The following is a 25,418-nucleotide window of genomic DNA, read 5'->3' as shown; positions in this document are numbered from 1 at the left end:
TGGTGGCCAAAATCCATCACTCGGAACTGATCACCCGAATCCGGTATCATTCCCGCGGAAGCGGGGCGGGTCGTGCCGTGAAGCTCTGGGTCCCCGCTTTCGCGGGGACGAGCGGACGCTTCGTTCCGGTTCGGCTCGCCGCAAAAGACCATGAACACCGAGCGGCCGGCGTGCGAGAAAAAAAAGCGCCGGTCGCTCGTCCTTTTCACGACGTCCGTTTTTCCGAAGACGTCCTATTTCCGCACGGAGGCGAAAGATGGCCGAGCGCCGCTGGATGTCCGAAACGCTGTTCGAGGAGATCGGCCTGCGCACCAGCTACGCGGCCGACCGCGTGCTGTTCGAGGACGCGACCGAGCACCAGCACATGGTGCTGTTCGAGAACCAGACCTTCGGCAAGATGCTGATGCTCGACGGCGCGACCCAGGTCACCACCCGCGACGAGTTCGTCTATCACGAGATGATGACCCACGTGCCGATCCTTGCGCACGGCGCGGTGCGCGACGTGCTGATCGTCGGCGGCGGCGACTGCGGTATCGCCGAGGAGGTGTTGAAGCACGAGCGTGTCGCGCGCGTCGTTCAGGTCGAGATCGACGCCGCGGTGGTGGAGTTCTCGAAGACCCATTTCCCGGAATTCACCGGGCCGGTGCTCGACAATCCGCGGTTCGAGCTGGTGATCGCCGACGGCATGGACTTCGTGGCGACCACCGAGCGGCGTTTCGACGTGATCATCGTCGACTCGACCGACCCGCAGGGGCCGGGCGCCGTGCTGTTCACGAGAGAGTTTTACGCCGGCTGCAAGCGCTGCCTGACCGACGGAGGCGTGCTGGTGACGCAGAACGGCGTGCCGTTCTTTCAGCCGGAGGAGGTCGCCGGCTCGGTCGCCCATTTCCGCAGCCTGTTTGCCGAGGGCACCTGCTACGTCGCGGCGATCCCGACCTATGTCGGCGGACACATGGCGATGGGTTTTGCCACCGACGACCGCGCGCTGCGCCGCACGCCGGTGGAGACGCTGGAACGCCGTTACGCCGAGGCGGGGCGCTTTCCTACGCGTTACTGGACGCCGGAGGTGCAGGCGGCAGCCTTCGCGCTGCCGCGCTTCATTGCCGATGCGCTGGTGGAGGCCGGAGCAGGGGCCGGAGCAGGGGGCTCGGGTTCAAAAAAGCCGTGATTCCCTGTACCACTGGTATCGACGGGGATCTTCACGGAGGACTGGCGATGGTTCGATCTCTCGGTGCCGCGGCCCTGATCTCTCTCGCAGCCCTGATGCCGGCCGGGCCGGCCGCCGCCCAGGATCCGCTCGCCGGCGGAATCATCGGCGGCGCCGCCGGCGCGATCATCGGCGGGGCGGTCACCGGCCGGGCCGGGGGTGCGGTCGCCGGCGGCATCATCGGCGGGGCGACCGGTGCGATGATCGGCGCCTCGCAGCAGCGCCGCGGCGGCTTCTACTGGTACGAGGGCCGCTGCTACCAGGCGGTACCGGGCGGCTATCAGCGCGTCTCCCGCCGCTACTGCTACTGATCGTCCCGCACTCCGGCGGCGCCGGCCTCGAGGGGCGGCGCCGATTTTTTTCAGCGCTCGGGACGCCGTGTGCGGCGGCCCGGCAGCTTTTCGGCCGGCTTTTTGGCGATGCCGACCCGCAGCTGCACCTCCCGCGGGACGGCGTAGTCTCGCGCCAGCGTGCGGGTGTCGCGCAGCCCGATCGACTCGCGCTGCACCATCAGCATCCAGAACGCATAGGCCGCGGCATCGACCAGCGCCGCCCGCTCGGCTTTTTCCGCGCCCGCATCGCGCGCCGTGGCCCGCTTGGCCGCCGCCGCGTCGAACGCCCGCAGCGCCTCCAGCGCCCGCTCGACCCCGCGCCCGAGCCGCCCGAGCGCAGACGCCTGCTCGGCCAGCATCTCGTCGGCGAGAACCGCGTCGGGGTTTTTCGGAAATCGGGGCATCGGCTCGCTTCGGCTCGGCTCGCTTCGGCTCGGCGCCGGGTCGCACCGCCTCCGTCGCGTCTCGCGACGATGGATCACCCGACGGACCCGGACGTTAGCAGAGAACGACACCAATCGGCAGAGTGGAGCCCGTGATGGACGAGCAAGGCGGCTGGCTGTGGTTCTTCATCGACGTCGTGCTGGTCGTGGCGCTCGCCGCGGCGATGATCTTCGGCACGCTGCAATGGCGCCGCCGGCGGACCGATCGGGCCGCGCAGGCCGAACGTGACCGCGCGACCCTCGAGTCCTACCGAAAGAGCGATCAGAACACCGCCAGGTAGCGCAGCAGCGACAGGATGCCGATGATGATCACGATGATCTGCACGATCTGCTTCGCGCGGGCTTCCATCGGGATCATGTTGACGAGATAGAGCACCAGGATGACGACGACGAAGGTGACGAGGACGCTGATCAGGATCGACATGGAAATTCCGTTCGTGTGATGGTTGCGACGAGGCGCGGGCGAGCCGGCCCGTGCCACGGTGAAATGAGACGGGCCGCACCGCGGCCCGCGGGGGTGCTTGCTTTCGAGGAAACCGCCTCGGCATACCTCAACGGCGTGTTCCGGCGCCGGGTTCCCCACACGACGCATCCTCGGCGGCCGAGGGCGGGCGAGGGCGGGCGAGCCGGCCCGGCTCGTGCCGCCTCGCCCGGCGTGTCCCGGCCAAACACCGCGCGCAGGCGCCGACACCGCGTGCCGGCGGCCGACCCCCGCCGGACGGCGGGTTGCGGCGGCAAAATACCGTCTGCTAGAACGGCGCCGCCGGGCAGAGGCGCGACTCGCGCCGTGCGTGCCCGATTGCGGCCCGCACCGGGCCGAGCCCGAGGAGCTTCCATGTCGGTCGACGCCGCGACGGTCCGTCGCATCGCCCGCCTCGCCCGCATCGCCGTCGAGGACGACGAGGTCGAGCATTTGCAGGGCGAGCTCAACGCCATCCTGGCCTTCGTCGAGCAATTGTCCGAGGTCGACGTCACCGGCGTCGAGCCGATGACCTCCGTCACCCCGATGGTGATGAAGAAGCGCGAGGACGTCGTCACCGACGGCGAGATCGCCGAGCTCGTGGTGAAGAACGCGCCGGCGACCGAGGACAATTTCTTCCTCGTCCCGAAAGTGGTCGAGTGAGGGTGCCGCGATGACCGATCCGATCTCGCTCACGCTCGCCGAGGCCCGCGACCTTCTGCGCAGCCGCGCGATGTCCTCGAAAGAGCTCACCGAGGCGCACTTGTCCGCGATGGCGGCGGCGCGCGGCCTCAACGCCTATGTGCTGGAGACGCCCGACAAGGCGCTCGCGATGGCGGCGGCGTCCGACCAAAAGCTCGCCAAGGGCGAGGGCGGGCCGCTCGAGGGTTTGCCGCTCGGCATCAAGGACATGTTCGCGACCGAGGGCGTGCGCACCACCGCCTGCTCGGCGATCCTGGAAAACTTCGTGCCGGTCTACGAATCGACCGTCTCCTCGCATCTGTGGCGCGACGGCGCGGTGATGCTCGGCAAGCTCAACAACGACGAGTTCGCCATGGGCTCGTCGAACGAGACCTCGCGGTTCGGCCCGGTGGTCTCGCCGTGGCGGCGCAAGGGCGACACGGCGAAGCTCGTCCCCGGCGGCTCGTCGGGCGGCTCGGCGGCGGCAGTCGCGGCGGGCCTGTGCCTCGGCGCCACCGGCACCGACACCGGCGGCTCGATCCGCCAGCCGGCCGCCTTCACCGGCACGGTCGGCATCAAGCCGACCTATGGCCGCTGCTCGCGCTGGGGCATCGTCGCCTTCGCCTCCTCGCTCGACCAGGCCGGGCCGTTCGCCCGCACGGTGCGCGACAGCGCGATCCTGTTGCGCGCGATGGCCGGGCACGACCCGAAGGACACCACCTCGGTCGATCTGCCGGTGCCGGACTACGAGGCGGCCGTCGGTCGCTCGGTGAAGGGCATGAAGATCGGCATCCCGAAGGAGTATCGGGTCGACGGCATGTCCGACGAGATCGAGGCCCTTTGGCACCAGGGTGCCGAATGGCTGAAGGCTGCCGGCGCCGAGATCGTCGAGGTGTCGCTGCCGCACACCAAGTACGCGCTGCCGGCCTATTACATCGTCGCGCCGGCGGAGGCCTCGTCGAACCTCGCCCGCTACGACGGCGTGCGCTACGGCGTGCGGGTGCCCGGCCACGACGTCACCGAGATGTACGAGAAGACGCGCGCCGCCGGCTTCGGCCGCGAGGTGCGCCGCCGCATCATGATCGGCACTTACGTGCTCTCGGCCGGCTATTACGACGCCTATTATCGCCGCGCCCAGCAGGTCCGCACGCTGATCAAGCGTGACTTCGAGGCGTGCTTCGAGGCGGGCGTTTCCGCCATCCTCACCCCCGCGACGCCGTCGGCCGCCTTCGGCATCGGCGAGAAGGTTTCCGGCGACCCGGTCGAGATGTATCTGAACGACATCTTCACGGTGACGGTGAACATGGCCGGCCTTCCCGGCATCGCCGTGCCGGGCGGGCTCGATGCCAAGGGCTTGCCGCTCGGGCTGCAGCTGGTCGGCCGCCCGTTCGACGAGGAGACGCTCTTCTCGCTCGGCGAGACGATCGAGCAGGCGGCGGGGCGCTTTGCGCCGGAGCGGTGGTGGGCGTGAGTTTCGCCGGAGGCGGGAGCGAGGAGGCGGATCGTCTGCCGCTCGTCCCCGCGAAGGCGGGGACCCAGTCGTAGGGCGGGCAAAGCGCAGCGTGCCCGCCTTTTCTCGTCGCGAGCACGCGAACAGTTGCCCGTGGGCACGGCGCTCCGCGCCTTTGCCCACACTACGGCGCCGTAGGCGCTTCGGGCTCCGGATAAATCTCGGAAAGCGGCAGCGTGGCGCCGTCGAGGGCGGGCAGGGGGACGACGGCGTCGCGGCCCTCCAGCATCTCCGGCTCCTCCGGAAACGCGCCATCGGCCCCGCGCTGCCAGACCCACGCCCGCGGCTCGTCCTGCGACAGGACGAGATAGGTGAGGACGCTCGGCAGGCCCGTGTACTCGCGCACTTTTGTGCCGAAATCGGTGGCGAGCGTGGAGGGGGAGGTGACCTCGGCGATCAGCAGCGGCGCAGTCGCCGTGAGGGCCTTGGTGTCGTCGTCGCGCACGTCGACCACCACGTCGGGATAGCGGACCGAGCCGTCGACCCGCACCGCCAGATCGCTCGCCGCCACGAAATAGCGGGCCCTGTCCAGGCGACTGCGCAGGAAGACGAACAGGTCGCCCGCAATGTCGATGTGCGCCTTCGATGCTCCGGTCATCATCACGACACGGCCCTCGCTCAGCTCGCAGCGCTCGCCCTGCAGAGCGGGGTGGCGCAAGAAATCGTCCGGGCCGAGCGGGGGTAGCGTCCGGATGTCCATCTTCATGTTCGTCTCCTGCACGGCAATCTAGCAGACCGCCGACGGTGCGCCGAGGATTTGCCGGCTCGCCGTTTCCCCGTGAACGGGCGCATATGGGCACGGCGCTCCGCGCCTTTGCCCACACTACGGCGACGACGGGTCGGCCTCCGGATAAACCTCGGCAAGCGGCAGCGTGGCGCCGTCGAGGGCGGGCAGGGGGACGACGGCGTCGCGGCCCTCCAGCATCTCCGGCTCGTCGGGAAACGCGCCGTTCTCGCCGCGTCGCCAGACCCAGGCGCGCGGCTCGTCCTGCGACAGGACGAGATAGGTGAGGAGGCTCGGCAGGCCCGTGTACTCGCGCACCTTTGCGCCGAAATCGGTGGCGAGCGTGGAGGGCGACAGAACCTCCGCGATCAGGACAGGAGCGACGGCGGTGAGGCCCTTCGGGTCGTCGCTCTGCACGTCGACCACGACGTCAGGATAACGCACCGACTGCCCGACCCGGACCGCCAGCTCGGCCACCGCGACATGGAAGCGGCGCTTGTCGAACAGGCCGAAGAGACGGATGAAGAGGCTCCCCGCGATCTCGCGGTGCGCCTTCGATGCTCCGGTCATCATCACGACACGGCCCTCGCTCAGCTCGTAGCGCTCGCCCTGCAATGCGGGATGGCGCAGGAAATCGTCCGGGCCGAGGGGGGGTAGCGTCCGGATGGTCGAAACGGTCATCGCAGCCTCCAAACCCCATTCTACCAGATGCGTCCGGCGCCGCCGCGGGAGAACGGGTGGCGCGGCTTCACCATTTCGGGAGACCATGCCCTGCAGCCTATCGCGTCGCCCCGGTGTCGCCGGCCTCCGGCCGAACCCCGCGGATGCGACCACCCGGCTTGATGCCGCCGGCGCCACGGGATAACCGATGGTGGAACGTTTCGGCGCGCCGCCGTCCCCGGCGCCGCTTCCGCCGCGGGCGGAACCGACCGACCTGTCTCGGGACGCACCATTGGGCAAGACCATGACCGCACCGGTGAAGACGGACAAGCTGATCGAGGGCGCGACCGGCGCCTTCGAGGTGATCGTCGGCATGGAGGTCCATGCCCAGGTGACCTCGCAGGCAAAGCTGTTCTCCGGCGCCTCGGCGGCCTTCGGCGCCGCGCCGAACGCCCACGTCTCGCTGGTCGACGCGGCGATGCCGGGCATGCTGCCGGTGATCAACGAGGAGTGCGTGCGCCAAGCGATCCGTACCGGCCTCGGGCTCAAGGCGGCGATCAACCTTCGATCGGTCTTCGACCGGAAGAACTATTTCTATCCCGATCTGCCGCAGGGCTACCAGATCAGCCAGTACAAGTCGCCGATCGTCGGCGAGGGCGAGGTGTTGGTCGACATGCCTGACGGCGAGACCGTCAAGGTCGGCATCGAGCGGCTCCACCTCGAGCAGGACGCCGGCAAGTCGGTGCACGACCAGCACCCCTCGATGTCGTTCGTCGACCTCAACCGCTCCGGCGTCGCGCTGATGGAGATCGTCTCGAAGCCCGACATCCGCTCGGCCGAGGAGGCCAAGGCGTTCGTCGCCAAGCTGCGCACCATCATGCGCTATCTCGGCACCTGCGACGGCAACATGGAGGAGGGCAGCCTGCGCGCCGACGTGAACGTCTCGGTGCGCCGTCCCGGCGAGCCGCTCGGCACCCGCTGCGAGATCAAGAACGTCAACTCGCTGCGCTTCATCGGCCAGGCGATCGAGGTCGAGGCGCGCCGCCAGATCGGCCTGATCGAGGACGGCGAGACGATCGAGCAGGAGACCCGGCTGTTCGATCCGGGCAAGGGCGAGACCCGCTCGATGCGCAACAAGGAGGAGGCGCACGACTATCGCTACTTCCCCGACCCCGACCTCTTGCCGCTCGAGTTCGACCAGGCCTATGTCGATGCGCTCGCCGCCGACCTGCCGGAGCTGCCCGACGCGCGCAAGGCGCGGTTCATGGGCAACTACGGGCTCTCGGCCTACGACGCCGGCGTGCTCACCGGCGAGAAGGAGAGCGCCGACTTCTTCGAGGACGTGGTGCGCGCCGCCGACGGCCGCACGCGCGATCCGAAGATCGCCGCCAACTGGGTGCTCAACGAGCTCTTCGGCCGGCTCAACAAGGAGGGCCGCGGCATCGCCGCCTCGCCGGTCTCGGCAGGCCAGCTCGGCGCGGTGCTCGACCTGATCGCCGACGGCACCATCTCCGGCAAGATCGCCAAGGATCTGTTCGAGATCGTGTGGACCGAGGGCGGCGATCCCAAGGCGATCGTCGAGGCGCGCGGGATGAAGCAGGTCACCGATACCGGTGCCATCGCGGCCGCGGTCGACGAGGTGATCGCCAAGAATCCGGACAAGGCGGCGCAGGCGAAGGAGAAGCCGGCAATGGTCGGCTGGTTCGTCGGTCAGGTGATGAAGGCGTCGGGCGGCAAGGCCAACCCGCAGGCGGTCAATGCGCTGCTGAAGAGCAAGCTCGGCATCGAGTGACCGGCGGCGGAAAGCGTTCTTCTTTGCGGCGGTGTTTTCCGGGCGGGCTTTTCGAAGCCCGCCCGGTCTCGTTTCGGCGGTCGGCCGCCGAGACCGCGAGGTGCCGGCAAGCCCCGTCCCGCAGGCGTTTCGGATCCCGCCTCGAATCGGCGGTGGTCGACGTGTGGCGTCGGGGTCGGCGCCGGCCGGGCCGCTCCCGCGCCGGCTCGAAGAACAAATCCGCAGAAAAATTTCGAGGCCGTGAACGAAGTCTTGCCGTCACGCTCGGCTGTTCTTTCGGCCGTGCGTTTCACCGCGTGTCGCTGCGGCGGGGATGCCGGAACGCGGCGAGGAAACGCCCGTCCCACGGGCGTTTCCGTGATGCCGGATTTTTCGCCTCGCGATCTCGTCACGTATCCGTGTTCGTGCGGAGCTCGGCCTGCGGAGGCGCGGAAGACCCTGTGGCGCGGGCGGTTTCGGCACCCGGAGAACGCGAGAGCGGCGCCGGCGTCGCTGCTTTTTCCGTTGTGCTGTAGTAATCGGACTTGCAGTGCCTTCGATTCGCGTTGGCACGACTATCGCCATCCACGGCGAGGAGGGCAGCATGCCGAAGAAAGCGACGACGACTGCCGAGACGACGACCGCCGAGCCGGCGAAGAGCGCGGCGAAGCCGGCGGCCGCGAAGACGGCGACCAAGAAGACCGCCGCCGTCAAGAGCACTGCAACGAAGCCGGCGGCGAAGGCCGCGACCGCCAAGACTGCGGCGGCCAAGACCGCGGTGGCCAAGCCTGCCGCGGCCAAGTCCGCCGCGGCCAAGTCCGCGATCACCAAATCCGCGAAGGCCAAGACCGTGGGCAAGCCCGCCGCCGCGAAGTCCGCGGAGAAGAAGCCGGCCGCCAAGGGTTCGAGCGTCAAGGCCGCGACCGCCAAGGCTTCGAGTGCGAGAGCTTCGTCCGCCAAGGCGACCAAGCCCGCCGAGACGAAGGCCTCTGCTGCGAAGGCGTCTGCTGCGAAGGCGTCTGTTGCGAAGGCGTCTGTTGCGAAGGCCTCTGCTCCGAAAGCCTCCGCCGCGAAGACGACGGCGAAGCCGGCGGCCAGGAAGACCGCGGGCAAGGCCGGCGCCCCCAAGGCCGGCGTCACCAAGACCGCCGCGGCCAAGGCCGCCGTCGACAAGAAGACGACCGTCGCCAGGAAGCCCGCGGCGCGCACCAAGACGTGAGAGTCGGTCGGTCGGAGCGACCGGTCCGAAAATGCCGTGGAGTGCGTCGAGGTTTCGGGTGTGCGGCGACCGGCGGTCGATCGCCGAGCCGCCACCGGACCGGCCGACGATACGAGGGCGTCGGCGAGATCGCGTCGGCATCGGCAAACCCCGCCGGATGCGGAGCGACTGGCCGGACGTGATCGGAGGCGACCGGGCGGAATCACGTCCACCGGCCGGTCCGCTCGGCCCTTTCGCCGACGTCCTCGCGTTTCCCTGCATCCTGCCGCGATCCTTTCGGTCGCCATCCGCCGGCTCGGGTCGGCGCGAAGCGGGCGCCGCCACCGTCTCGCCCGAAGCGTCGGGCAGACATTTTCGACGGGCGGGTTTCGGGATCGTCTTTCTCGGGATCGTCTTTCTCGGGATCGTCTTTCGCAGGCTCGGCTCTCGTGAGGTCGTTCGTCGCGCGATCGGGTGTCTCACGACGCCGTGTGACGGGCCGATCGGCCGACGGGGTTCTGTCTGATCACCTCGCCCTCCATTATGATGAGCACGGCCGGTCTCTTCCGGCCGGGTGTCGCGGCCGCCGGGTCGGCCGGCCGCAGCGCCGAGAAGCAACGAGGATCGCCGCCGAGTGATCCCAACGACGGACCAGCGGCATCCGCACGACACACGACCCGGCCGCGTCAGGAGTGAACATGGCTCGTACCCCCAAGCGCACGGCCGGCAAGGATCCGGCTTCGAGATCGTCGGCGGCGGCCCGCAAGGCGACCCCGGGCGCGTCGCGCCGGGCGAAAGCGCCGGCCGAGGCCGCGACGCTCACCAAGTCGGCCAAGGCCGCGTCCAAGCCCGTGTCCAAGCCCGTGTCCAAGCCCGTGTCGAAGCCGGCTTCGAAAGCCGTGGGCAAGCGGTCGGCCGAGGCATCGACCAAGCCGGCCACCAGGGCGTCTTCGAAGGCACCGACCAGGACCGCGAGCCGGACGGCGGTGAGCCGGACGGCGGCGGCGCCGAAGCCCGGCCGCGGCACCGAGGCCGCCGCGCCTGCGCGGTCGCCGAAAGCGTCCGCACGCGCCGCCGGCCGTCGCGCCGCGTCGTCTGCGCCGAAGGCCGGCAAGGCCGTCGCCGCCCCCAAGGTGGTGCGCGGGCGCGGCGCGACGCAGCCGCCGATCGAGCTGTTCTACTGGCCGACGCCGAACGGCTGGAAGATCTCGATCATGCTCGAGGAGTGTCGGCTGCCTTACGTCGTCCGGCCGGTCAACATCACCACCGGTGACCAGTTCAAGCCGGAGTTTCTGGCGATCTCGCCGAACAATCGGATGCCGGCGATCGTCGATCCGCGCGGGCCGAGCGGCAAGCCGGTCTCGGTGTTCGAGTCGGGCGCGATCCTGATGTATCTCGGCCGCAAGACCGGCAAGCTCTATCCCTCGCAGGAGCGCGCGCGCATCGAGGTCGAGGAGTGGCTGATGTGGCAGATGGGCGGGCTCGGGCCGATGGCCGGGCAGGCGCATCATTTCCGCGGCTACGCCCCGGAGAAAATCCCGTACGCGATCGACCGCTACACCAACGAGTGCAACCGGCTCTACGGGGTGATGAACAAGCGCCTCGCCGACCGGGAGTTCCTCGCCGGCAAGTACTCGATCGCCGACATCGCCTGCATCGGCTGGGCGAGCCGCTACGAGCGGCAGGGCCAGGACCTGAAGGATTTCCCGCACGTGAAGCGCTGGCTCGACGCGATGATGGCGCGGCCGGCGGTCGCGCGCGGCCTCGCGCTCAAGGTCGACGAGTCGGCGGCGATCGACATGCGCGACCCGGCGGCGCAGTCGGTGCTGTTCGGTCAGCGCGCCCGCGCCGGCTGATGCACCGTCGTGTCCCGCACGCGGGCACGACGATCACGACGATCACGACGATCACGACGAGGGAAGCGGCCGGGCAGAGCCCGGCCGTTTTTCGTCGTGAACGCCGCCTCGCCGGGCGTGCGAAAACGCCTCTCGCGATCGTGGTTAGAGAACGCTCGAGGCGGGTGGTTACCGGCCTGTCGACGATTCGACCGAAATGCCGAATTCCCGAGTGTTTTCCGACTGCCCCGCCAGCGCTTTCCGGATCCTGTGCCGCCGCTGTTTACGGGCCGTTCATCGCGCCTTTTAAGCCCGCTTTCAGGGCCGCCTCGCAAAATCGCCTCGTGCTCCGGACGAACAGGACGGCCGGACGCGACGGGTGAACCAGAAGGCCGAGAGCGGCCGGGGCCAGGGGAGGCCAGCATGGGACGGTTCGAGACTGCAGCTTGCGACACCGCGGCGTTCGGCGAAGCCACCACCAGCGCCGACATGTTCTTCCATCTCGGGATGATGTACTCGACCGGCGCGAGCGTCGCCCCCGACTACGTGTCGGCGCACAAGTGGTTCAATCTCGCCGCCCTGCAGGGCAACCGCGATGCGATCCGGCTGCGCCGCGAGATCGCCGCGCTGATGAGCGAGAGCGAGATCGCCGCCGCCCAGCGCGCCGCCCGCGACTGGCTCGGCCGCTGACGCGGGAGGCTCGCCGCGGCGAAACCGCGCCAGCCGGCAGGGGCCGGGGGCAGGGGTCGGGGCAAGAACCGGGGCAGGCGGGCGTGGTTCGCGTCGCCCCCGGCATCGAGGCGGTGCGGCGGTGAACCCACCGAAACGCCGAAAGACGCACGGGCCGTTTGACGCGGCCGGGTCGGGTCTGTAATGAATTCCGCCACCGGAGACGTGGCCGAGTGGCTGAAGGCGGCGGTTTGCTAAACCGTTATACGGCCTTAAAGCCGTATCGAGGGTTCGAATCCCTCCGTCTCCGCCATCCCCCTTCCATTGTTCGCACGTCGCTATCGGTCGCCGTGTGGTGCCGCCCTGCGGCCGGCGACGCTCGTCCCGCCATGGCGCCGCGGCGTGGACCGAGACCCTCGAGGCTCGAGGCCCGCGCGATTCCCGTCGTGCCCGATTCGCCCGAACGGCTTATTCCCCCACATATGGAACCCCGCATCGAAGCCCGGCCCGTGGTCCGGCGTGGCGCGAGCCGCCGGCTCGCCGGCCGCCTCGCCGGCCGAGTCGATGGCCACAGCCGGCGCCCCGTCCGAGCTTATCGCCGCAGAAAAGGTGCGTATTGCAGGGGTGTTTCGGTGCCGGACACCGGTGCACCGCAAAATACTGTGACGTTACTGTGAAAAACCTCGACCCCGAGTCGATTCGAGCCTGTTCCGACCGGGTGCGGGACGACAGTACCGCGCAACGCGCGTCATCGCACCGGCTCTCGAGCATGTCGTGCAACCCAATGCGTTCAAATACATATTCTGCACCCCGCAGGGTGAGCCGGGGGTGTGTCGAACCGTGGCGCATGTGCAACACCACCCTGGATTCAATGCTCTGCAGCCGTCGTTCGGGCGCTTCGTTATTGCCTGCGAGAGGCCCTGAGCTAATCTGACCCCGCGACGAAGGGGGGCATTCCCGGGGTCGCCCCGTCTGGAGTTCAACGCCTCGCCGGTGACACGGCAGGCGACGGACACTGGGTGGATCGGGGAATAAGGGGACCTTCTGAGGGCGCCGAGCGTCCGCCGGAGACGGAACCCTCCCAAGGCAAAACGAATGGAGGTTTCAGATGAAGATGGTGAAAAGCCTTCTCCTCGGCTCCGCGGCAGGTCTCGTGGCGGTTGCGGGCGCGCAGGCGGCCGATCTTCCGGTCAAGGCCAAGCCGGTCGAGTACGTGAAGGTCTGCTCTCTCTACGGCGCGGGCTTCTACTACATCCCGGGCACCGACATCTGCATGAAGATGGGCGGCTTCGTCCGTGGCCAGTACTACTACAACGGTGGTCAGAGCGTCGGCACCGGCGCGCTGGCGACCTCGGGTCAGCAGTCGCGTTTCAGTAACGACTTCGGCATGCGCACCCGCGCGGTGTGGACGGTCGACACCCGGTCGCAGACCGAGTGGGGCACGCTGCGCACCTACGTGCTGTTCGGCTACACCCATGACAACCTGACCGGTGCGATCAGCAATGCCGGCGGCGGCTCGGCTGGCGTGTACGCGACCCGCGGCTTCATCCAGTTCGCCGGGTTCACCTTCGGTAAGGCGGTGTCGTTCTACGACATCTACTCGACCGGCGCTATTTCGTACCTGGCGATCGCCGCGTCGGACACCGGTGACTCGGGCATCAATCTCGCCGCCTACACCATGCAGTTCGGCAACGGCGTGTCGGCCACGATCTCGGCCGAAGACCCGCGTCGCGTCGGCATCGCGAACGTTGACGGCGTGAACGTGACCGGTTTTGCTACGTCGGGAGTGCCTACGGCGCTCAACACGCTGAACAACGACTATGTCGGCGTTCGGTGGCCGGACGTGGTCGCGAACGTTCGCGTCGACCAGGCTTGGGGCTCCTTCCAGGTGATGGGCGCCATTCACGACGCGTCGGCTGCTTACAACTACGATGTGAACAACCAGCTCACAAACCTCGGTGGCAATGGCGAGGACGAGATCGGCTTCGCGGTCGGTGCCGGTGCCGTCATCAACACCTCGTTCATCTCGCCCGGCGACAAGTTCTCCTTCCAGGTGAACTACACCGAAGGCGCGATGCGCTACGCGATCTGGACCCCGGGCGCTTACAGCCCGATGTTCTACGGCGGCGGCAACTCGGTCGGCTTCGGCCTGTTCTCCGATGGCGTTTATACCGCCGCCGGTGGGATGGAGCTGACCAAGGTTCTCGGCATCAACGCCGCCTATGACCATCGCTGGACCCCGGCTCTGAAGACCTCCGTGTACGGCGGTTACTTCGACGTCGATTACAGCGATGCGGCGTCGGCAAATCTGTGTGCCAACTTGGCGCAGGCCGGCGCCATTCGTGTCGCCGCGGGCAACAGCTGCGATGCCAGCTTCTCGTTCTGGCAGCTCGGCTCGCGCACCCAGTGGAACATCCGCCCCGACTTCTACATGGGCGTGGACGTCCTCTACACCGCGCTCGACACCGCCTTTGCCGGCGCTGGCAGCGTTGCGCGTAATGGTGGCACTGCGATCATCAACAATGCTAACTTCGAGGACCAGGACGCCTGGACGTTCACGTTCCGTGTCCATCGCGACATCGTTCCGTGATCGGCTCGATCTCCTGATCGTCTGAACTCGTTCAGTCGAGAAACCCCCGGCGGTCTCCGCCGGGGGTTTTTTGTGCTCTTTCGACCGTCTGCTCGACCGTCGCTGCGTCGTGACGGCACGGCGGCGCAAAGCCGCGCGGCTGCTCGGGCGGCGTTCGTGATCGGCCGGGGGATGCGCGTGGTCAGCCCGTGCGGGCGTTGCAGCGGGCGACGAACGCGGCGATTTTTTCGATGACGTCGTCCTCGGCGAGCATCGGCGCGTGGCCCTGGCGCGGCACCTCGAGCACCGCGAGGTCTTGCCGGCGCGCTTTCATCGCCGCGACCGTCGCGGCCGACAAGATGTCCGACATGCCGCCGCGGATCACCATCACCGGCACCGCCGCGAGCGCATCGAAACCGTCCCAAAGGGTCGGCATCGGGTGGGTCGGGTCGAACGTGTCGAGCGTGCGGGCAAGCGCCTGATCGTAGGTCGGCACCAGGGCGCCGTTCTCCACCCGCCAGCTACGATGCGCGAAGGCGAGCCAGTCCTCGTCCGACAGATCGGGAAACTGGTCGCCGAACTGCGCCTTCAGCGCGGCGGCACCGGCGCAAAAATCCTTCGGCATCGCGGCGCGCCCGACATAGCTCTTGATGCGCATCAGCCCGGCGGTCTCGACCACCGGTCCGATATCGTTGAGCACCGCGCCGGCGATCGCGTCGGGACGCATCGTCGCCAGCACCATCGTGATCAGGCCGCCGCGCGAGGTGCCGACCATCACCGCCGGGCCGACGGCGAGCGCGTCGAGCGCGGTCAAAAGGTCGCCGAGCTCGATCGGAATGGTGTAGCGGGCGGGGTCCGGGTCGTAGCCCGACAGGCCACGGCCGCGATAATCGACCGCGAGCACCCGATGCGGGCGGACCGGATCGTGCGCCATCGCGCAGGCGAGCGGGTGAAAATCGGCGGCGGTGCGGGTGAGGCCCGGCAGGCACACCACCGGCACCAGCGGAAAGGAGCGGTCGCCGTATTCGCGGACATGCAGCCGCAAGCCGTCGCTCGCCGTCACGTAGTGGGAGGAGAAACCGTCGTCCGTCATGGCAATGCCTCGACCAATGCGTTCCCCGATGGGGCGATTGTTCGGGCGAGGGCGGGCGGGGTCAAGCGCGTCGGTGGTATCGCCGCGGGGACAGGAGCGTTCTCGCAGGCGCGACGCTATCCGTGGAGCGAGATGCGGATCGAGGCAAACCGAAAAAGAACCGGACAAGTCCGGTCTGGTCAGTCGGTGGCGCCGCGGCGGAGATCGGCCTCGATGGTCAAGCGAGTGCCGTGGCCGAAGCGGACGCGATAGGCCTGCACGTTCTCCATGATGCGCTGGACGTAGTTGCGCGTCTCCGAGAACGGGATCTTCTCCACCCAGTCGATCGCGTCGACCCGCGGGTCGCGCGGATCGCCGAATCGCTCGATCCATTCGCGCACCCGGCCGCGCCCGGCATTGTAGGCGGCGAAGGCGAGCACGTAGGAGCCGTTGTAGGCCTCGATGTTGCCGCCGAGCTCGGCGGCGCCCATCTGCACGTTGTACACCTCGTCCGACAGGAGCCGTTTCTCGTCGAATCGCACGCCGTATTTCTTGGCGATGAAGCGGCCGGCGGCCGGCGTCACCTGCATCAGGCCGAGGGCGTTGGCCGGCGACACCGTCTTCGGATTGAAGGCGCTCTCCTGGCGGGCGATCGCATAGACCACCGCCGGCTCCACCTGCGGCCCGATCATCGAGAAGCGCGGCAGGCCGATGGTGGGGAAGGCGGCGTAGTCGAGCCGCAGGCCGTTGCCGAGCGCGGTCTTGCCCACCAGCAGCACGGCGCGGGCGTCGTCGTTGCGGGCGCAGATGTCGGCGATCGCCGTGAGGGCGGCGATGTCGGTGGTGCGGTCGGCGAGATCGGCGACGAACGGAATCACCAGGTCGCTCGCGCCGGCGCCGTACAGAACGTCGACCGCGCGCACCACCTCGAGCCGTGACACGGCGGCGCGCCGCTCGCCGCCGAGCGAGGGCGGCGGCATCAGCGCGACCTCGCCGAGCCCGAGCCGGGCCTTGGCGAGCTGGCCGTAATAGGCGGTGCCCCAATGGGCGGCCTTCTCGTAATGCGCGCGCGCCTCGCGGGTGCGGCCGGCAGCCTCGGCGGCACGGCCGAGCCAGTAGCCGGCGCGCGACAGCGAGATCGGGTTAGCCACGCCGGTCGCCTCGATGCGCGCGAAATGCCGGCTCGCGGTCGCCGGATCGTTCAGGAAGCGCAGCGCGATCCAGCCGGCCATGAACTCGTGCTCGACCTTGTAGTTCTCCTTCTCCGGCGGGGTCGCGTCGCGGCACACCACGTAGGCGGCGCGTGGATCGCCGAGCTCGATCAGCTTGCGGGCGACCAGCCGGCGCTCGATCCACCAGTCGTCGGGGTCGTGGCCGTCGGTCAGCTTCTTCGGCGCCGACATCAGGAGGCGGGCGGCCTCGGCATAATGGTCGTTGCGGCGCAGCCATTGAATGCGGCTGAACAGGACGCCGACGTCGTCGGGCGCGCTCGCCGCCGCCTGATCGATCAAGCCCTTGGCGTTGCCGGCACGGGTCATCACCGCGTGGCGGGCGCGGGCGATCGCCGGCGCCGCGCCGCCGAGCCGCTGGGCGGCGCGCATCGCGACGTCGTAGTCGCCGTCCTCGTAGAGCTGGCGGTCCATCCGCGCCTTGTCGTCGGCGCGCGTCACCATGCCGGCAAAGATGTCGAGCACGTCGCCTTCGAGGTCGCGGCCGAAGCCGTCGGTGCGCCAGGTCTCGCGCACCAAGCGTTCCGCCTGGGCCCGGTCACCGGTGAGATAGAGCGCGCGGGCGAGCGCGAGCTTGCCGCGGGTGCCGAGCGGCTCGGTGCGGGCGAAGAACGCCTTCACCGTCGCCGGGTCGGTGCGCTCGGTCCACATCATGTTTTCCGCGCGCCGCCGCAGCATGCCGACGCTCGGCCAGCCCGGGTTCTCGGTGACGAAGGCGGCGTAGCGCGAGAAGTCGGCCTGGTTGTCGCTCGAGCGCAGGATCTGCCACTCGACGACCTTGCGGGCGAGCGGATCGGAGATCGAGCGCTGAATCTCGGTGGCCTCGCCGGGACGTCCGCGCCGCGCCGCCCGGATCGCCTCGGCGACCGCCGAGAGGTCCGCGCGCGAGGTCGACTGCGAGGGCGCGTAGGCGAGCGGCGTGGAGGGAGCCGGGGCGGGCACGAAGGTTTGTGCCGGCAGTGCGGCGGTGCGCTCGGTCGAGACGAGCGCGCCCGGCTGCAGCGCCAGAGGTGCGGCGGCCGGCGCCGCCCGGGTGGTCGCGACGGCGCGTGGCGCGGCGCTCGGCCGCGACGCCGGGGTCGGCGTCGACGCGGTGTGCGGCCGCGGGCGCGGCACCGCCACGGATTTTTCCGCGGACTTGTCCGCCTTGTTCTTTGCGGTGGTCTTGGCGGATTCCGTCTTGCTCTTTGCGGTGGTCTTGGCGGACGCCGGCTTGCCCGAAGACTTGGCGGCCTTGTCCGTGGCCTTCTCGGTGGCCTTGGAGTTCGCCGAGGAGGCCGCCTTGGACGGCTTCGCCTTCTCGTGCGTCGCCTTCTTGTCGTGCCCCGCCTTGGCAGCCGTGGCGGAATGATGCGCCGGCTCGGCCTGCTTGGAGGCCGCGTGCGCGAACGGTGCGCCACACAGAATCGCGGCGAGCGCGATCAGCGACACCGACAGCCGAAAACGGCGATCGCCTGCGAACACCGGATCCCCCTCGAGCCAGACCTCCGCCCCCGTGGCGACCTTTTGGCCGCTCTCCTTAATTATCCGCTAATCACGGCGGAACATGGCCATCTTTCGACCCGATCGCGGCGCGAGCAAGATCGCCGGCGCTTTTTCGGATGCACGCGAGCCCATCGCGCGCAGGGACTTTCGCGCCGCGTCGCGACCCGGTAACAGTGTGTCTCGAGGACGACGCCCGAGCGCGGGCGAGGAGTGAGGTCGATGGCTGCCAAGAGCAATTTCCGAGGGTCGTTCACCGCTCTGGTGACGCCGTTCAAGAACGGGTCGGTCGACGAGGCGGCGTATCGCGCCCTGGTGGACTGGCAGATCGCCGAGGGCACCAACGGGCTGGTGCCGGTCGGCACCACGGGCGAGAGCCCGACGCTGTCGCACGACGAGCACAACAAGGTGGTCGAGTGGTGCGTCGAGCAGGCGGCCGGCCGGGTGCCGGTGATCGCCGGAGCCGGCTCCAACTCGACCGAGGAGGCGATCACCTTGGCGCGCCACGCCGAGAAGGCCGGCGCCTCGGCCGTGCTGATCGTCACGCCCTATTACAACAAGCCGACCCAGGAAGGGCTCTACCAGCACTTCAAGGCGGTGAACGACGCGATCGGCATCCCGATCGTCATCTACAACATCCCGGCCCGCTCGGTGATCGACATGTCGGTCGACACCATGAAGCGCCTGTTCGAGCTGCCCAACATCGCCGGGGTGAAGGACGCGACCGCCAATGTGCTGCGCGTCTCGCTGCAGCGCGCGGCGATGGGTGCGGACTTCAACCAGCTCTCCGGCGAGGATGGCACCGCGCTCGGCTTCATGGCGCACGGCGGCCACGGCTGCATCTCGGTGACCTCGAACGTCGCGCCGCGGCTGTGCGCCGAGTTCCAGCGCGCCTGCCTGGCGGGCGACTACGCGACCGCATTGGCGATTCAGGACAAGCTCTTGCCGCTGCACCAGGCGCTGTTCATCGAGACCAACCCGTCGCCGACCAAGTACGCGCTGTCGGTGCTCGGCAAGTGCGAGGACACCGTGCGGCTGCCGCTCGTCCCGGTCTCCGACAAGACCAAGGCGGCGGTGCGCGAGGCGATGGCCCATGCGGGGCTGATCGGCTGAGTTCGCGGACGGCGCTTCGGTGGTCCTTCGCGGACGGCGCTTCGGCGGTCCGGCCTTCGGCGGGGATGGTGCGCAGACGCGGCGCACCTATATGACCAGTCCCGCCGGGGCTTCTCCACGGGCGGGGTGGCCGGAGGCGGCCCGTAAACACGGCCCGTAAACACGGCCCGTAAACAACCGAAAGACGAGCAGTCGTGCCGGTTTACGGGCGAGTGCGGACGTGGTTTGCGAACGCTCGATCGCGCCGCGACGGGCGAGCCGGCCGGCACGAGGATGGGACGTCGCGCGAGCGGCGGGCGAGAGGAGGCGGAGCCGTCATGGCCGAGAAGAAGGAGCCGGGCCGGAAGATCGTCGCCGACAATCGCAAGGCGCGCTTCAACTACGAGATCGGCGAGGTGGTCGAGGCGGGCATCTCGCTGCTCGGATCCGAGGTGAAGTCGCTGCGCCAAGGCCGTGCGACCATTGGCGAATCCTACGCCGACGCCAAGGGCGGCGAGATCTGGCTCGTCAATGCCAACATTCCCGAGTACCTGCAGGCCGGGCCGTTCTTCAACCACGAGCCGAAGCGGCGGCGGAAGCTGCTGCTGCACAAGCGGCAGATCGCCAAGCTCGCCCAGGGGATCGAGCGCGAGGGCATGACCATCGTGCCGCTGCGGATGTATTTCAACGAGCGCGGCAAGGCCAAGCTCGAGATCGCGCTCGGCCGCGGCAAGAAGCTGCACGACAAGCGCGAGACCGAGAAGAAGCGCGACTGGAACCGCGAGAAGGGGCGGCTGCTGCGGGCGAAGGGGTAGGGCCGGGCAGGGTGGCCGCGGCTCACGCCCCCGAGCCGGATCCACTGCGCCCGCCGGTGCCGTCGAGATGCGCCCTGACGGCGGAAAACACCGCGCGAAACATCTCCGGCGTGAGGACGCCGGTGTTCGTGTTGTAACGCGAGCAGTGATAGCTGTCGAACACGGTCAGCCCGTCGCAGCGATGCACCGCGCCGTGGCCGAACGGCATCGAGGATCTCTTCCGGCCGAGCGTCGTCACCAAAGTGTCGTGGGCAATGCGGCCGAGCGTCACGATCGCCGAGAGGCGCGGCATCTCCGCGAGCGTCGCGACCAGCAACGGACGGCAGGTGGTGATCTCGGCGCCGGTCGGCTTGTTCTCCGGCGGCACGCAGCGCACCGCATTGGCGATCCGGGCGTCGGTCAGCGTCAGGCCGTCGTCCGGCCGCGCCGCGTAGATGCCGCGGGCAAAGCCGAAGGCGATCAGCGTCTCGTAGAGGAGAACGCCGGCAAAATCGCCGGTGAACGGCCGTCCGGTGCGGTTCGCGCCCTGCAGACCGGGAGCGAGCCCGACCACCAGGAGACGCGCATCGGCCGGGCCGAACGCGGGCACCGGCGCGTTGAACCAGTCCGGCCGCTGCGCCCGCCACCCGTCGCGGAAGGCGGCGAGGCGGGGGCAGAGCGGGCAATCCGGGCTCGGATTAGCCGAATCGATGTTCATCGAATCGCAATTCGTCGGAGATCGACCACGCGGCACCGCTCCGGCCGGCCCCGGTCGGGGCCGGCCGGGACCGGCTTTTGCGCGCGGGATCAATCGTCTTCGAACGAGTTGTTGGCCGGCGCCGGCTCCTGCGAGCGCACATGCGTGCTGCGCTGGAGGAACTGCGGCGTGTGGCGCGATTCGCGAGCGGCGCGCTCGGCCCGCTCGCCGGGGTCGCGGCCGATCTTCGGCTGCAGCTCGACGATGTCGAGGAAGACGTCGGCCTGGCGACGCAGCTCGTCGGCCACCATCGGCGGCTGGGTCGAGATGGTCGACACCACGGTGACGCGGACGCCGCGGCGCTGCACCGCCTCGACCAGCGAGCGGAAGTCGCCGTCGCCCGAGAACAGCACCATGTGGTCGATGTTGCCGGCGATCTCCATGGCATCGACCGCAAGCTCGATGTCCATGTTTCCCTTGACCTTTCGGCGGCCCGTCTGGTCGACGAACTCCTTCGTGGCCTTGGTGACGACCGTGTATCCGTTGTAATCCAGCCAGTCGATCAGGGGGCGGATCGACGAGTATTCCTGGTCTTCCACGACTGCAGTGTAATAAAATGCGCGCAGAAGATAACCCCGGCCCTGGAACTCGCGCAGCAATCGCTTGTAATCGATGTCGAAGCCTAGCGACTTTGCCGTCGCGTAGAGGTTCGCGCCATCGATGAACAGAGCGATCTTTTCGGGTGGCACCGCCATGGTTCTCTCGTTTTCAGTATTGGACGCTCCGTGTCGCCGGTGGACACGAATCGCTTCTCGTTAACTCGTCGCGTGGACGGACTTATGGGATGCATTCGAGCCGAAAACCAGCCCCTGCCGCGGGGGCGACCGAGAAACAAGCACCGCATCCAAAATCCGAGTCCGACTGTGACATAGCCACACTCGCAACTATCTTCTAGTCAATTCACGGAGACAATCCCTCATAAAAAATTGCAATCCACCCAGGTGAGCATTGCACTTCTCGACCGTTCTCGCTACGAAATCTACAAATCCGAGCGCCGGAGCGCGTCCGATCGAGCGTGGTCGGGCGTGCTGCGGCGCGTTACCGTGGTCGCGCCCTCCCTCGTGTGCGACGTCTCGCCGGGCCCCCGCCGGGCGATGCCGCCGCCGGAGGACGCCCGAGAGCAGGAGCACGCCCTTGGCCCGCGTCACCGTCGAAGACTGCATCGACAAGGTTTCCAACCGGTTCGAGCTCGTCCTGCTGGCCGGCCACCGCGCCCGGATGATCTCCTCCGGCGCCCAGATCACGATCGACCGCGACAACGACAAGAACCCGGTCGTGGCGCTGCGCGAGATCGCCGACGAGACCATCTCGCCGGAAGATCTGAAGGAAGAGCTGGTTCATTCGCTGCAGAAGTACGTCGAGGTGGACGAGCCGGAGCCGGAGGCTATTCCGCTGATCGGCGGCGGCGGCGAGGGGGTCGATGCCGACGACACCGAGGTCATGATGGAGCGGATGACCGAGGAAGAGCTGCTGAAGGGCCTCGAAGGCCTGGCGCCGCCCGAGGAGCGGCCGGAGCCGGTCGAGCCCGACGACGAGGACTGAGACGGCCGGCGGCCCGCCGCCGTCCCGGATCCGGCCGGTCGGCGGATCGCACGGGTGTCCGGCCCGGTCGCCGTTTGCAGGTCACCGATCGCAGGTGCCACGCTGGCCGATACCGTGGCGGGGAACGCCGGCGGTACCACGCTGCGTGGGTGTCGTGTGACGAACGACAGCGCGCCTCCGGCCGCCGATCGCGCCGACGGGGTTGCCTTTTTTCGAGCCGTTTTTCGATGAAAGCTTTGGCCGCGGCCGAGCGCCGCGTGCTATCTTGAACGGCCGCGCGGGGCACTCCACCTCCGCGCGCGAAGGAGATATCGGTTTCGTGGGCTCCCCGGTCACGAAGTTGCCCCGCATGCAGGTTCAGCCGCCGGTCCAGGCACCCCGGGACACGGCACCCCGAGAGACGGCGCTTCCGGTCGACCGGCCGCCCGAGGCCGCCCCGCCGGCCCGGCCGATGATGCGGCAGTACGAGCTGGTCGATCGGGTCCGCAAATACAATCCGAACACCGACGAGGACTTGCTCAACCAGGCCTACGTCTATGCGATGAAGGCCCACGGCGAGCAGAAGCGCGCCTCCGGCGACCCCTATTTCTCGCATCCGCTCGAGGTCGCGGCGATCCTCACCGACCTCAAGCTCGACGACTCGACCATCGTCGCCGCGCTCCTGCACGACACCATCGAGGACACCGACGCCACCCGTACCGACATCGACCGGATCTTCGGGCCGGACATCGGCCATCTGGTCGAGGGCCTCACCAAGCTGAAGAAGCTCGAGCTGGTGTCGCGCGAGGCCAAGCAGGCCGAGAACCTGCGAAAGCTCCTGCTGGCGATCGCCGAGGACGTCCGGGTGCTGCTGGTCAAGCTCGCCGACCGGCTGCACAACATGCGCACGCTGGGCTACATGCCGGCCGAGAAGCGCAAGCGCATCGCCGAGGAGACGATCGACATCTACGCGCCGCTCGCCGCCCGCATGGGCATGCACGAGATGCGCAGCGAGCTGGAGGATCTGTCGTTCCGGGTGCTCCACCCCGACGCCTTCCAGGTGATCAGCGCGCGGCTCGATCAGGTCGCCGCCAAGAACAGCGACCTGATCGCCGAGATCGAGCAGCAGCTCACCGCCAAGCTCGCCGGGCGCGGCATCGAGGCGAGCGTCACCGGCCGGCGCAAGCACGCCTATTCGGTGTGGCGCAAGATGGAGCGCAAGGCGCTCGGCTTCGAGCAGCTGTCCGACATCTACGGCTTTCGCGCGATCGTCGCGACGGTGGCCGATTGCTACGCCGCGCTCGGCGTCGTCCACACCACCTGGCCGCTGGTGCCGGGCCGCTTCAAGGACTACGTCTCGACGCCCAAGCAGAACGACTACCGCTCGATCCACACCACCGTGATCGGCCCGCGCAACCAGCGCGTCGAGCTGCAGATCCGCACCCACGAGATGGACGAGATCGCCGAGTACGGCATCGCCGCCCACGCGCTCTACAAGGACGATCTCGGCTCGCCCTCCGAGACGCTGGTGCGGGAATCGAACGCCTATGCGTGGCTGCGCCGCACCATCGAGCTTTTGGCGGTCGGGTCGAACCCGGAAGAGTTCCTCGAGCACACCAAGCTCGAGCTGTTTCACGACCAGGTCTTCTGCTTCTCGCCCAAGGGCAAGCTGATCGCCCTGCCGCGGAACGCCACGCCGATCGACTTCGCCTATGCGGTCCACACCGACATCGGCAACCGCGCGGTCGGCTGCAAGGTGAACGGCAAGATCGCGCCGCTGATCACCGAGCTGCACAATGGCGACGAGGTGGAGATCCTCACCGCCCGCGGGCCGAACGCGCTGCCGATGGCGTGGGAATCGGTGGTCGCCACCGGCAAGGCGCGAGCCGCCATCCGCCGCGCCAACCGCGCCGCCGTGCGGGCGCAATATGCCGAGCTCGGCCACCGCATCGTCGAGCGCCTGTGCCAGCGGGCCAAGCGCGAATATTCCGACGAGAAGCTCAACGGCGCGCTGCCGCGGCTCGCCCGCGCCTCGATCGAGGACGTGTTCGCCTCGGTCGGCCGCAGCGAGCTGAAGGCCTCCGACGTCGTGCGCGCGATGTATCCCGACTACAAGGAGGAGCGCGCGACCGCGGTGCCGAAGCCGGAAAAGGGCTGGTTCGGCCTGAAGACCGGCAAGGCGGTGAAGTTCAAGGTGCCGGGCGTCGGCGACGACGCCATCCCGATCCGCGGCATCAATTCCGACCTGCCGGTGCGCTTCGCGCCGAACGGCGGCGCCGTGCCGGGCGACCGCATCGTCGGCATCATGACGCCGGGCGAGGGGATCACGATCTATCCCATTCAGTCGCCGGCGCTGGTCGAGTTCGAGGAGATGCCGGAGCGCTGGCTCGACGTGCGCTGGGACGTCGACGTCGACGAGAGCAACCCGCAGCGGTTTCCCGCCCGCATCGCCGTGCAGTCGGTCAACGAGCCGGGCTCGCTCGCCCAGGTCGCCCAGGTGATCGCCGACAACGACGGCAATATCGACAATCTCAAGATGAGCCGCTCCTCGCCCGACTTCAGCGACCTGGTGATCGACCTCGAGGTGTACGACCTCAAGCACCTCACCGCGATCATCTCGCAGCTTCGCGCCAAGCCGATCGTCGCCAAGGCCGACCGCGTGGTCGGCTGAGGCGCGCGAGCACCCCGGCCGCCAGCGCGCCGGCCGTCACCGCGCCATCGCGCCGGCTGTCCGGCGTCGCCCGCGATGCGGGAGGCGGGGCAGGGCGCAGGGCGCGCGCATCTTGACCTCCCGGCATTACCGCGACACCGTAAGACGCCCACGGGCATCGCAGGGGAGGTGCGCCGGCCCATAGGCCGCCGGTGCAGCGAAGCCCCGTCGTCTGGAGGTCGTCATGCGCACACTGTACGCAACGCTCGCCGTGGTCCTGCTGCTGTTCGCGTCCGGAAAGCTGCCGATGCAGAACAAGGCGCCGCAGCCGCTGCCGCTGGTCTCGAAGGCGGAAGCCGCCGTGCCGGAGAAGGAGGTGGCAAAGCCACGGCCAATGATTCCGCTCACCAAGTACGTCTCGTCCCGCTCCTGCAAGTGCGCCGTGTTCGGCGGCCGCAATTGCGTGGAGACGCTGCACGAGGTCACCGTGATGGTGCCGGGCTGACCGGCATCTCGCGCGGCTTCGGTCTCCGCTGCGCCTTCGGTTGCGGGGATCGTGCGGCTTCGGTGGCGGGGTCGGTGTTCGGCGCGGCGGGCACCGATCACGATGGTTCGGTTCGTCGCCCGCGGTGGCTCTCGGCCGCCCGCGGCTGAACGGGTGTCGCCTTCGGTCGCGCCGCGGGGTCGTCGCCGACCGCCCGTCTCCGCCGGACCTACGGCATTCACGGATTTGATTTGGCTCGGCTCGGATCCGTGATTCAA

General features: G+C 68.7%; 24 protein-coding genes and 1 tRNA gene. 16 read left to right on the top strand and 9 right to left on the bottom strand.

Annotated elements, in window-relative coordinates; all coding sequences use genetic code 11:
* Nucleotides 1-209, bottom strand: a 209-nt coding sequence (locus A33M_RS24925) for a hypothetical protein (RefSeq protein ID WP_237718358.1), incomplete at its 3' end; no start/stop codon positions are given.
* Between the two features lie 47 nt (nt 210-256).
* Between A33M_RS24925 and speE the strand changes: the two genes are divergently transcribed.
* Together speE and A33M_RS11780 are read left to right on the top strand one after the other, a co-directional pair.
* Nucleotides 257-1,168: a polyamine aminopropyltransferase gene (gene speE / locus A33M_RS11785; RefSeq protein ID WP_040620308.1), complete on the top strand. Its 912-nt coding sequence runs from the start codon at nt 257-259 to the stop codon at nt 1,166-1,168.
* A 47-nt stretch (nt 1,169-1,215) separates the two neighbouring features.
* A complete protein-coding gene (locus A33M_RS11780; RefSeq protein ID WP_008387348.1) occupies nt 1,216-1,518 on the top strand; it encodes a glycine zipper domain-containing protein in 303 nt (100 codons plus the stop codon).
* 50 nt (nt 1,519-1,568) lie between these two features.
* Here A33M_RS11780 and A33M_RS11775 read toward each other — a convergent pair whose 3' ends face one another.
* The gene (locus tag A33M_RS11775; protein ID WP_008387346.1) at nt 1,569-1,943 is read right to left on the bottom strand and encodes a DUF6665 family protein; all 375 of its coding nucleotides are present in this window, start codon (nt 1,941-1,943) and stop codon (nt 1,569-1,571) included.
* 134 nt (nt 1,944-2,077) lie between these two features.
* On the opposite strand from A33M_RS11775, the gene A33M_RS11770 reads away from it, so the two are divergent.
* Nucleotides 2,078-2,263: a hypothetical protein gene (locus A33M_RS11770; protein ID WP_008387345.1), complete on the top strand. Its 186-nt coding sequence runs from the start codon at nt 2,078-2,080 to the stop codon at nt 2,261-2,263.
* Here A33M_RS11770 and A33M_RS23495 read toward each other — a convergent pair.
* On the bottom strand, nt 2,245-2,406 hold the full coding sequence (locus A33M_RS23495; RefSeq protein WP_008387344.1) for a Thivi_2564 family membrane protein: 162 nt from the start codon (nt 2,404-2,406) through the stop codon (nt 2,245-2,247). The genes A33M_RS11770 and A33M_RS23495 overlap by 19 nt on opposite strands.
* Nucleotides 2,407-2,817: 411 nt before the next feature.
* On the opposite strand from A33M_RS23495, the gene gatC reads away from it, so the two are divergent.
* Together gatC and gatA are read left to right on the top strand one after the other, a co-directional pair.
* Nucleotides 2,818-3,105, top strand: coding sequence for an Asp-tRNA(Asn)/Glu-tRNA(Gln) amidotransferase subunit GatC (gene gatC / locus A33M_RS11765; RefSeq protein WP_008387341.1), 288 nt, complete (start codon nt 2,818-2,820; stop codon nt 3,103-3,105).
* A 10-nt stretch (nt 3,106-3,115) separates the two neighbouring features.
* Nucleotides 3,116-4,594, top strand: a complete 1,479-nt coding sequence (gene gatA / locus A33M_RS11760; RefSeq protein ID WP_008387339.1) for an Asp-tRNA(Asn)/Glu-tRNA(Gln) amidotransferase subunit GatA — start codon at nt 3,116-3,118, stop codon at nt 4,592-4,594.
* Nucleotides 4,595-4,757: 163 nt separating this feature from the next.
* Here the strand turns inward: gatA and A33M_RS22390 are convergent, their stop codons facing one another.
* Together A33M_RS22390 and A33M_RS11750 are read right to left on the bottom strand one after the other, a co-directional pair.
* Nucleotides 4,758-5,339: a Uma2 family endonuclease gene (locus A33M_RS22390; protein ID WP_008387337.1), complete on the bottom strand. Its 582-nt coding sequence runs from the start codon at nt 5,337-5,339 to the stop codon at nt 4,758-4,760.
* 117 nt (nt 5,340-5,456) lie between these two features.
* Entirely contained in the window at nt 5,457-6,038 is a 582-nt protein-coding gene (locus A33M_RS11750; RefSeq protein ID WP_008387335.1) for a Uma2 family endonuclease, read from the bottom strand.
* A 283-nt stretch (nt 6,039-6,321) separates the two neighbouring features.
* On the opposite strand from A33M_RS11750, the gene gatB reads away from it, so the two are divergent.
* The 6 genes from gatB to A33M_RS11720 all read left to right on the top strand — a co-directional run bounded on the left by gatB (nt 6,322) and on the right by A33M_RS11720 (nt 14,080).
* Entirely contained in the window at nt 6,322-7,809 is a 1,488-nt protein-coding gene (gene gatB, locus A33M_RS11745) for an Asp-tRNA(Asn)/Glu-tRNA(Gln) amidotransferase subunit GatB (protein ID WP_040620317.1), read from the top strand.
* A 583-nt stretch (nt 7,810-8,392) separates the two neighbouring features.
* The gene (locus tag A33M_RS11740; protein ID WP_008387330.1) at nt 8,393-9,007 is read left to right on the top strand and encodes a hypothetical protein; all 615 of its coding nucleotides are present in this window, start codon (nt 8,393-8,395) and stop codon (nt 9,005-9,007) included.
* 677 nt (nt 9,008-9,684) lie between these two features.
* Complete coding sequence (locus A33M_RS25305) at nt 9,685-10,842, top strand: glutathione binding-like protein (RefSeq protein WP_008387328.1); 1,158 nt, start codon at nt 9,685-9,687, stop codon at nt 10,840-10,842.
* Between the two features lie 402 nt (nt 10,843-11,244).
* Entirely contained in the window at nt 11,245-11,511 is a 267-nt protein-coding gene (locus A33M_RS11730; protein ID WP_008387326.1) for an SEL1-like repeat protein, read from the top strand.
* 198 nt (nt 11,512-11,709) lie between these two features.
* Nucleotides 11,710-11,803: transfer RNA gene (locus tag A33M_RS11725), tRNA-Ser, on the top strand.
* A 795-nt stretch (nt 11,804-12,598) separates the two neighbouring features.
* On the top strand, nt 12,599-14,080 hold the full coding sequence (locus A33M_RS11720) for a porin (RefSeq protein WP_008387324.1): 1,482 nt from the start codon (nt 12,599-12,601) through the stop codon (nt 14,078-14,080).
* Nucleotides 14,081-14,261: 181 nt separating this feature from the next.
* Here the strand turns inward: A33M_RS11720 and A33M_RS11715 are convergent, their stop codons facing one another.
* Together A33M_RS11715 and A33M_RS11710 are read right to left on the bottom strand one after the other, a co-directional pair.
* Nucleotides 14,262-15,152: an alpha/beta fold hydrolase gene (locus A33M_RS11715; RefSeq protein ID WP_008387323.1), complete on the bottom strand. Its 891-nt coding sequence runs from the start codon at nt 15,150-15,152 to the stop codon at nt 14,262-14,264.
* 179 nt (nt 15,153-15,331) lie between these two features.
* Nucleotides 15,332-17,824 (bottom strand): transglycosylase SLT domain-containing protein, encoded by a 2,493-nt coding sequence (locus A33M_RS11710; protein ID WP_008387321.1) that lies wholly within the window; start codon nt 17,822-17,824, stop codon nt 15,332-15,334.
* Nucleotides 17,825-18,064: 240 nt separating this feature from the next.
* Here A33M_RS11710 and dapA point away from each other — a divergent pair, with 240 nt between their 5' ends.
* The gene (dapA, locus tag A33M_RS11705; RefSeq protein WP_008387317.1) at nt 18,065-18,955 is read left to right on the top strand and encodes a 4-hydroxy-tetrahydrodipicolinate synthase; all 891 of its coding nucleotides are present in this window, start codon (nt 18,065-18,067) and stop codon (nt 18,953-18,955) included.
* A gap of 317 nt (nt 18,956-19,272) precedes the next feature.
* Nucleotides 19,273-19,749 carry an SsrA-binding protein SmpB gene (gene smpB / locus A33M_RS11700; RefSeq protein ID WP_008387314.1) on the top strand — a complete coding sequence of 159 codons (477 nt, stop codon included), beginning with the start codon at nt 19,273-19,275 and terminating at the stop codon, nt 19,747-19,749.
* A 22-nt stretch (nt 19,750-19,771) separates the two neighbouring features.
* Here smpB and A33M_RS11695 read toward each other — a convergent pair whose 3' ends face one another.
* Both A33M_RS11695 and A33M_RS11690 read right to left on the bottom strand, forming a co-directional pair.
* A complete protein-coding gene (locus A33M_RS11695) occupies nt 19,772-20,446 on the bottom strand; it encodes a uracil-DNA glycosylase (protein ID WP_008387312.1) in 675 nt (224 codons plus the stop codon).
* Nucleotides 20,447-20,535: 89 nt separating this feature from the next.
* Nucleotides 20,536-21,180, bottom strand: a complete 645-nt coding sequence (locus tag A33M_RS11690) for a LabA-like NYN domain-containing protein (RefSeq protein ID WP_008387310.1) — start codon at nt 21,178-21,180, stop codon at nt 20,536-20,538.
* Between the two features lie 439 nt (nt 21,181-21,619).
* Between A33M_RS11690 and rpoZ the strand changes: the two genes are divergently transcribed.
* From rpoZ to A33M_RS11675, 3 genes are all read left to right on the top strand, one after another.
* Entirely contained in the window at nt 21,620-22,027 is a 408-nt protein-coding gene (gene rpoZ, locus A33M_RS11685; RefSeq protein WP_008387308.1) for a DNA-directed RNA polymerase subunit omega, read from the top strand.
* A 451-nt stretch (nt 22,028-22,478) separates the two neighbouring features.
* The gene (locus A33M_RS11680) at nt 22,479-24,677 is read left to right on the top strand and encodes a RelA/SpoT family protein (RefSeq protein ID WP_202801865.1); all 2,199 of its coding nucleotides are present in this window, start codon (nt 22,479-22,481) and stop codon (nt 24,675-24,677) included.
* A gap of 223 nt (nt 24,678-24,900) precedes the next feature.
* Nucleotides 24,901-25,161 carry a hypothetical protein gene (locus A33M_RS11675; protein WP_008387304.1) on the top strand — a complete coding sequence of 87 codons (261 nt, stop codon included), beginning with the start codon at nt 24,901-24,903 and terminating at the stop codon, nt 25,159-25,161.
* Nucleotides 25,162-25,418 lie beyond the last annotated feature (257 nt).

Source organism: Rhodovulum sp. PH10 (assembly GCF_000293785.1).
In the GTDB taxonomy this organism is placed as follows: domain Bacteria; phylum Pseudomonadota; class Alphaproteobacteria; order Rhizobiales; family Xanthobacteraceae; genus Rhodoplanes.
Note: the sequence above shows the minus strand (reverse complement) of the source record. Positions and strands in the feature narration are given on the sequence as shown.

What these genes read in the sequence shown, in the direction of transcription:
- speE (WP_040620308.1), top strand. Translation starts at nt 257, where the DNA reads ATGGCCGAGCGCCGCTGGATGTCCGAAACGCTGTTCGAGGAGATCGGC.
- A33M_RS11780 (WP_008387348.1), top strand. Translation starts at nt 1,216, where the DNA reads ATGGTTCGATCTCTCGGTGCCGCGGCCCTGATCTCTCTCGCAGCCCTG.
- A33M_RS11775 (WP_008387346.1), bottom strand. Translation starts at nt 1,943, where the DNA reads ATGCCCCGATTTCCGAAAAACCCCGACGCGGTTCTCGCCGACGAGATG.
- A33M_RS11770 (WP_008387345.1), top strand. Translation starts at nt 2,078, where the DNA reads ATGGACGAGCAAGGCGGCTGGCTGTGGTTCTTCATCGACGTCGTGCTG.
- A33M_RS23495 (WP_008387344.1), bottom strand. Translation starts at nt 2,406, where the DNA reads ATGTCGATCCTGATCAGCGTCCTCGTCACCTTCGTCGTCGTCATCCTG.
- gatC (WP_008387341.1), top strand. Translation starts at nt 2,818, where the DNA reads ATGTCGGTCGACGCCGCGACGGTCCGTCGCATCGCCCGCCTCGCCCGC.
- gatA (WP_008387339.1), top strand. Translation starts at nt 3,116, where the DNA reads ATGACCGATCCGATCTCGCTCACGCTCGCCGAGGCCCGCGACCTTCTG.
- A33M_RS22390 (WP_008387337.1), bottom strand. Translation starts at nt 5,339, where the DNA reads ATGAAGATGGACATCCGGACGCTACCCCCGCTCGGCCCGGACGATTTC.
- A33M_RS11750 (WP_008387335.1), bottom strand. Translation starts at nt 6,038, where the DNA reads ATGACCGTTTCGACCATCCGGACGCTACCCCCCCTCGGCCCGGACGAT.
- gatB (WP_040620317.1), top strand. Translation starts at nt 6,322, where the DNA reads ATGACCGCACCGGTGAAGACGGACAAGCTGATCGAGGGCGCGACCGGC.
- A33M_RS11740 (WP_008387330.1), top strand. Translation starts at nt 8,393, where the DNA reads ATGCCGAAGAAAGCGACGACGACTGCCGAGACGACGACCGCCGAGCCG.
- A33M_RS25305 (WP_008387328.1), top strand. Translation starts at nt 9,685, where the DNA reads ATGGCTCGTACCCCCAAGCGCACGGCCGGCAAGGATCCGGCTTCGAGA.
- A33M_RS11730 (WP_008387326.1), top strand. Translation starts at nt 11,245, where the DNA reads ATGGGACGGTTCGAGACTGCAGCTTGCGACACCGCGGCGTTCGGCGAA.
- A33M_RS11720 (WP_008387324.1), top strand. Translation starts at nt 12,599, where the DNA reads ATGAAGATGGTGAAAAGCCTTCTCCTCGGCTCCGCGGCAGGTCTCGTG.
- A33M_RS11715 (WP_008387323.1), bottom strand. Translation starts at nt 15,152, where the DNA reads ATGACGGACGACGGTTTCTCCTCCCACTACGTGACGGCGAGCGACGGC.
- dapA (WP_008387317.1), top strand. Translation starts at nt 18,065, where the DNA reads ATGGCTGCCAAGAGCAATTTCCGAGGGTCGTTCACCGCTCTGGTGACG.
- smpB (WP_008387314.1), top strand. Translation starts at nt 19,273, where the DNA reads ATGGCCGAGAAGAAGGAGCCGGGCCGGAAGATCGTCGCCGACAATCGC.
- A33M_RS11695 (WP_008387312.1), bottom strand. Translation starts at nt 20,446, where the DNA reads ATGAACATCGATTCGGCTAATCCGAGCCCGGATTGCCCGCTCTGCCCC.
- A33M_RS11690 (WP_008387310.1), bottom strand. Translation starts at nt 21,180, where the DNA reads ATGGCGGTGCCACCCGAAAAGATCGCTCTGTTCATCGATGGCGCGAAC.
- A33M_RS11680 (WP_202801865.1), top strand. Translation starts at nt 22,479, where the DNA reads ATGATGCGGCAGTACGAGCTGGTCGATCGGGTCCGCAAATACAATCCG.
- A33M_RS11675 (WP_008387304.1), top strand. Translation starts at nt 24,901, where the DNA reads ATGCGCACACTGTACGCAACGCTCGCCGTGGTCCTGCTGCTGTTCGCG.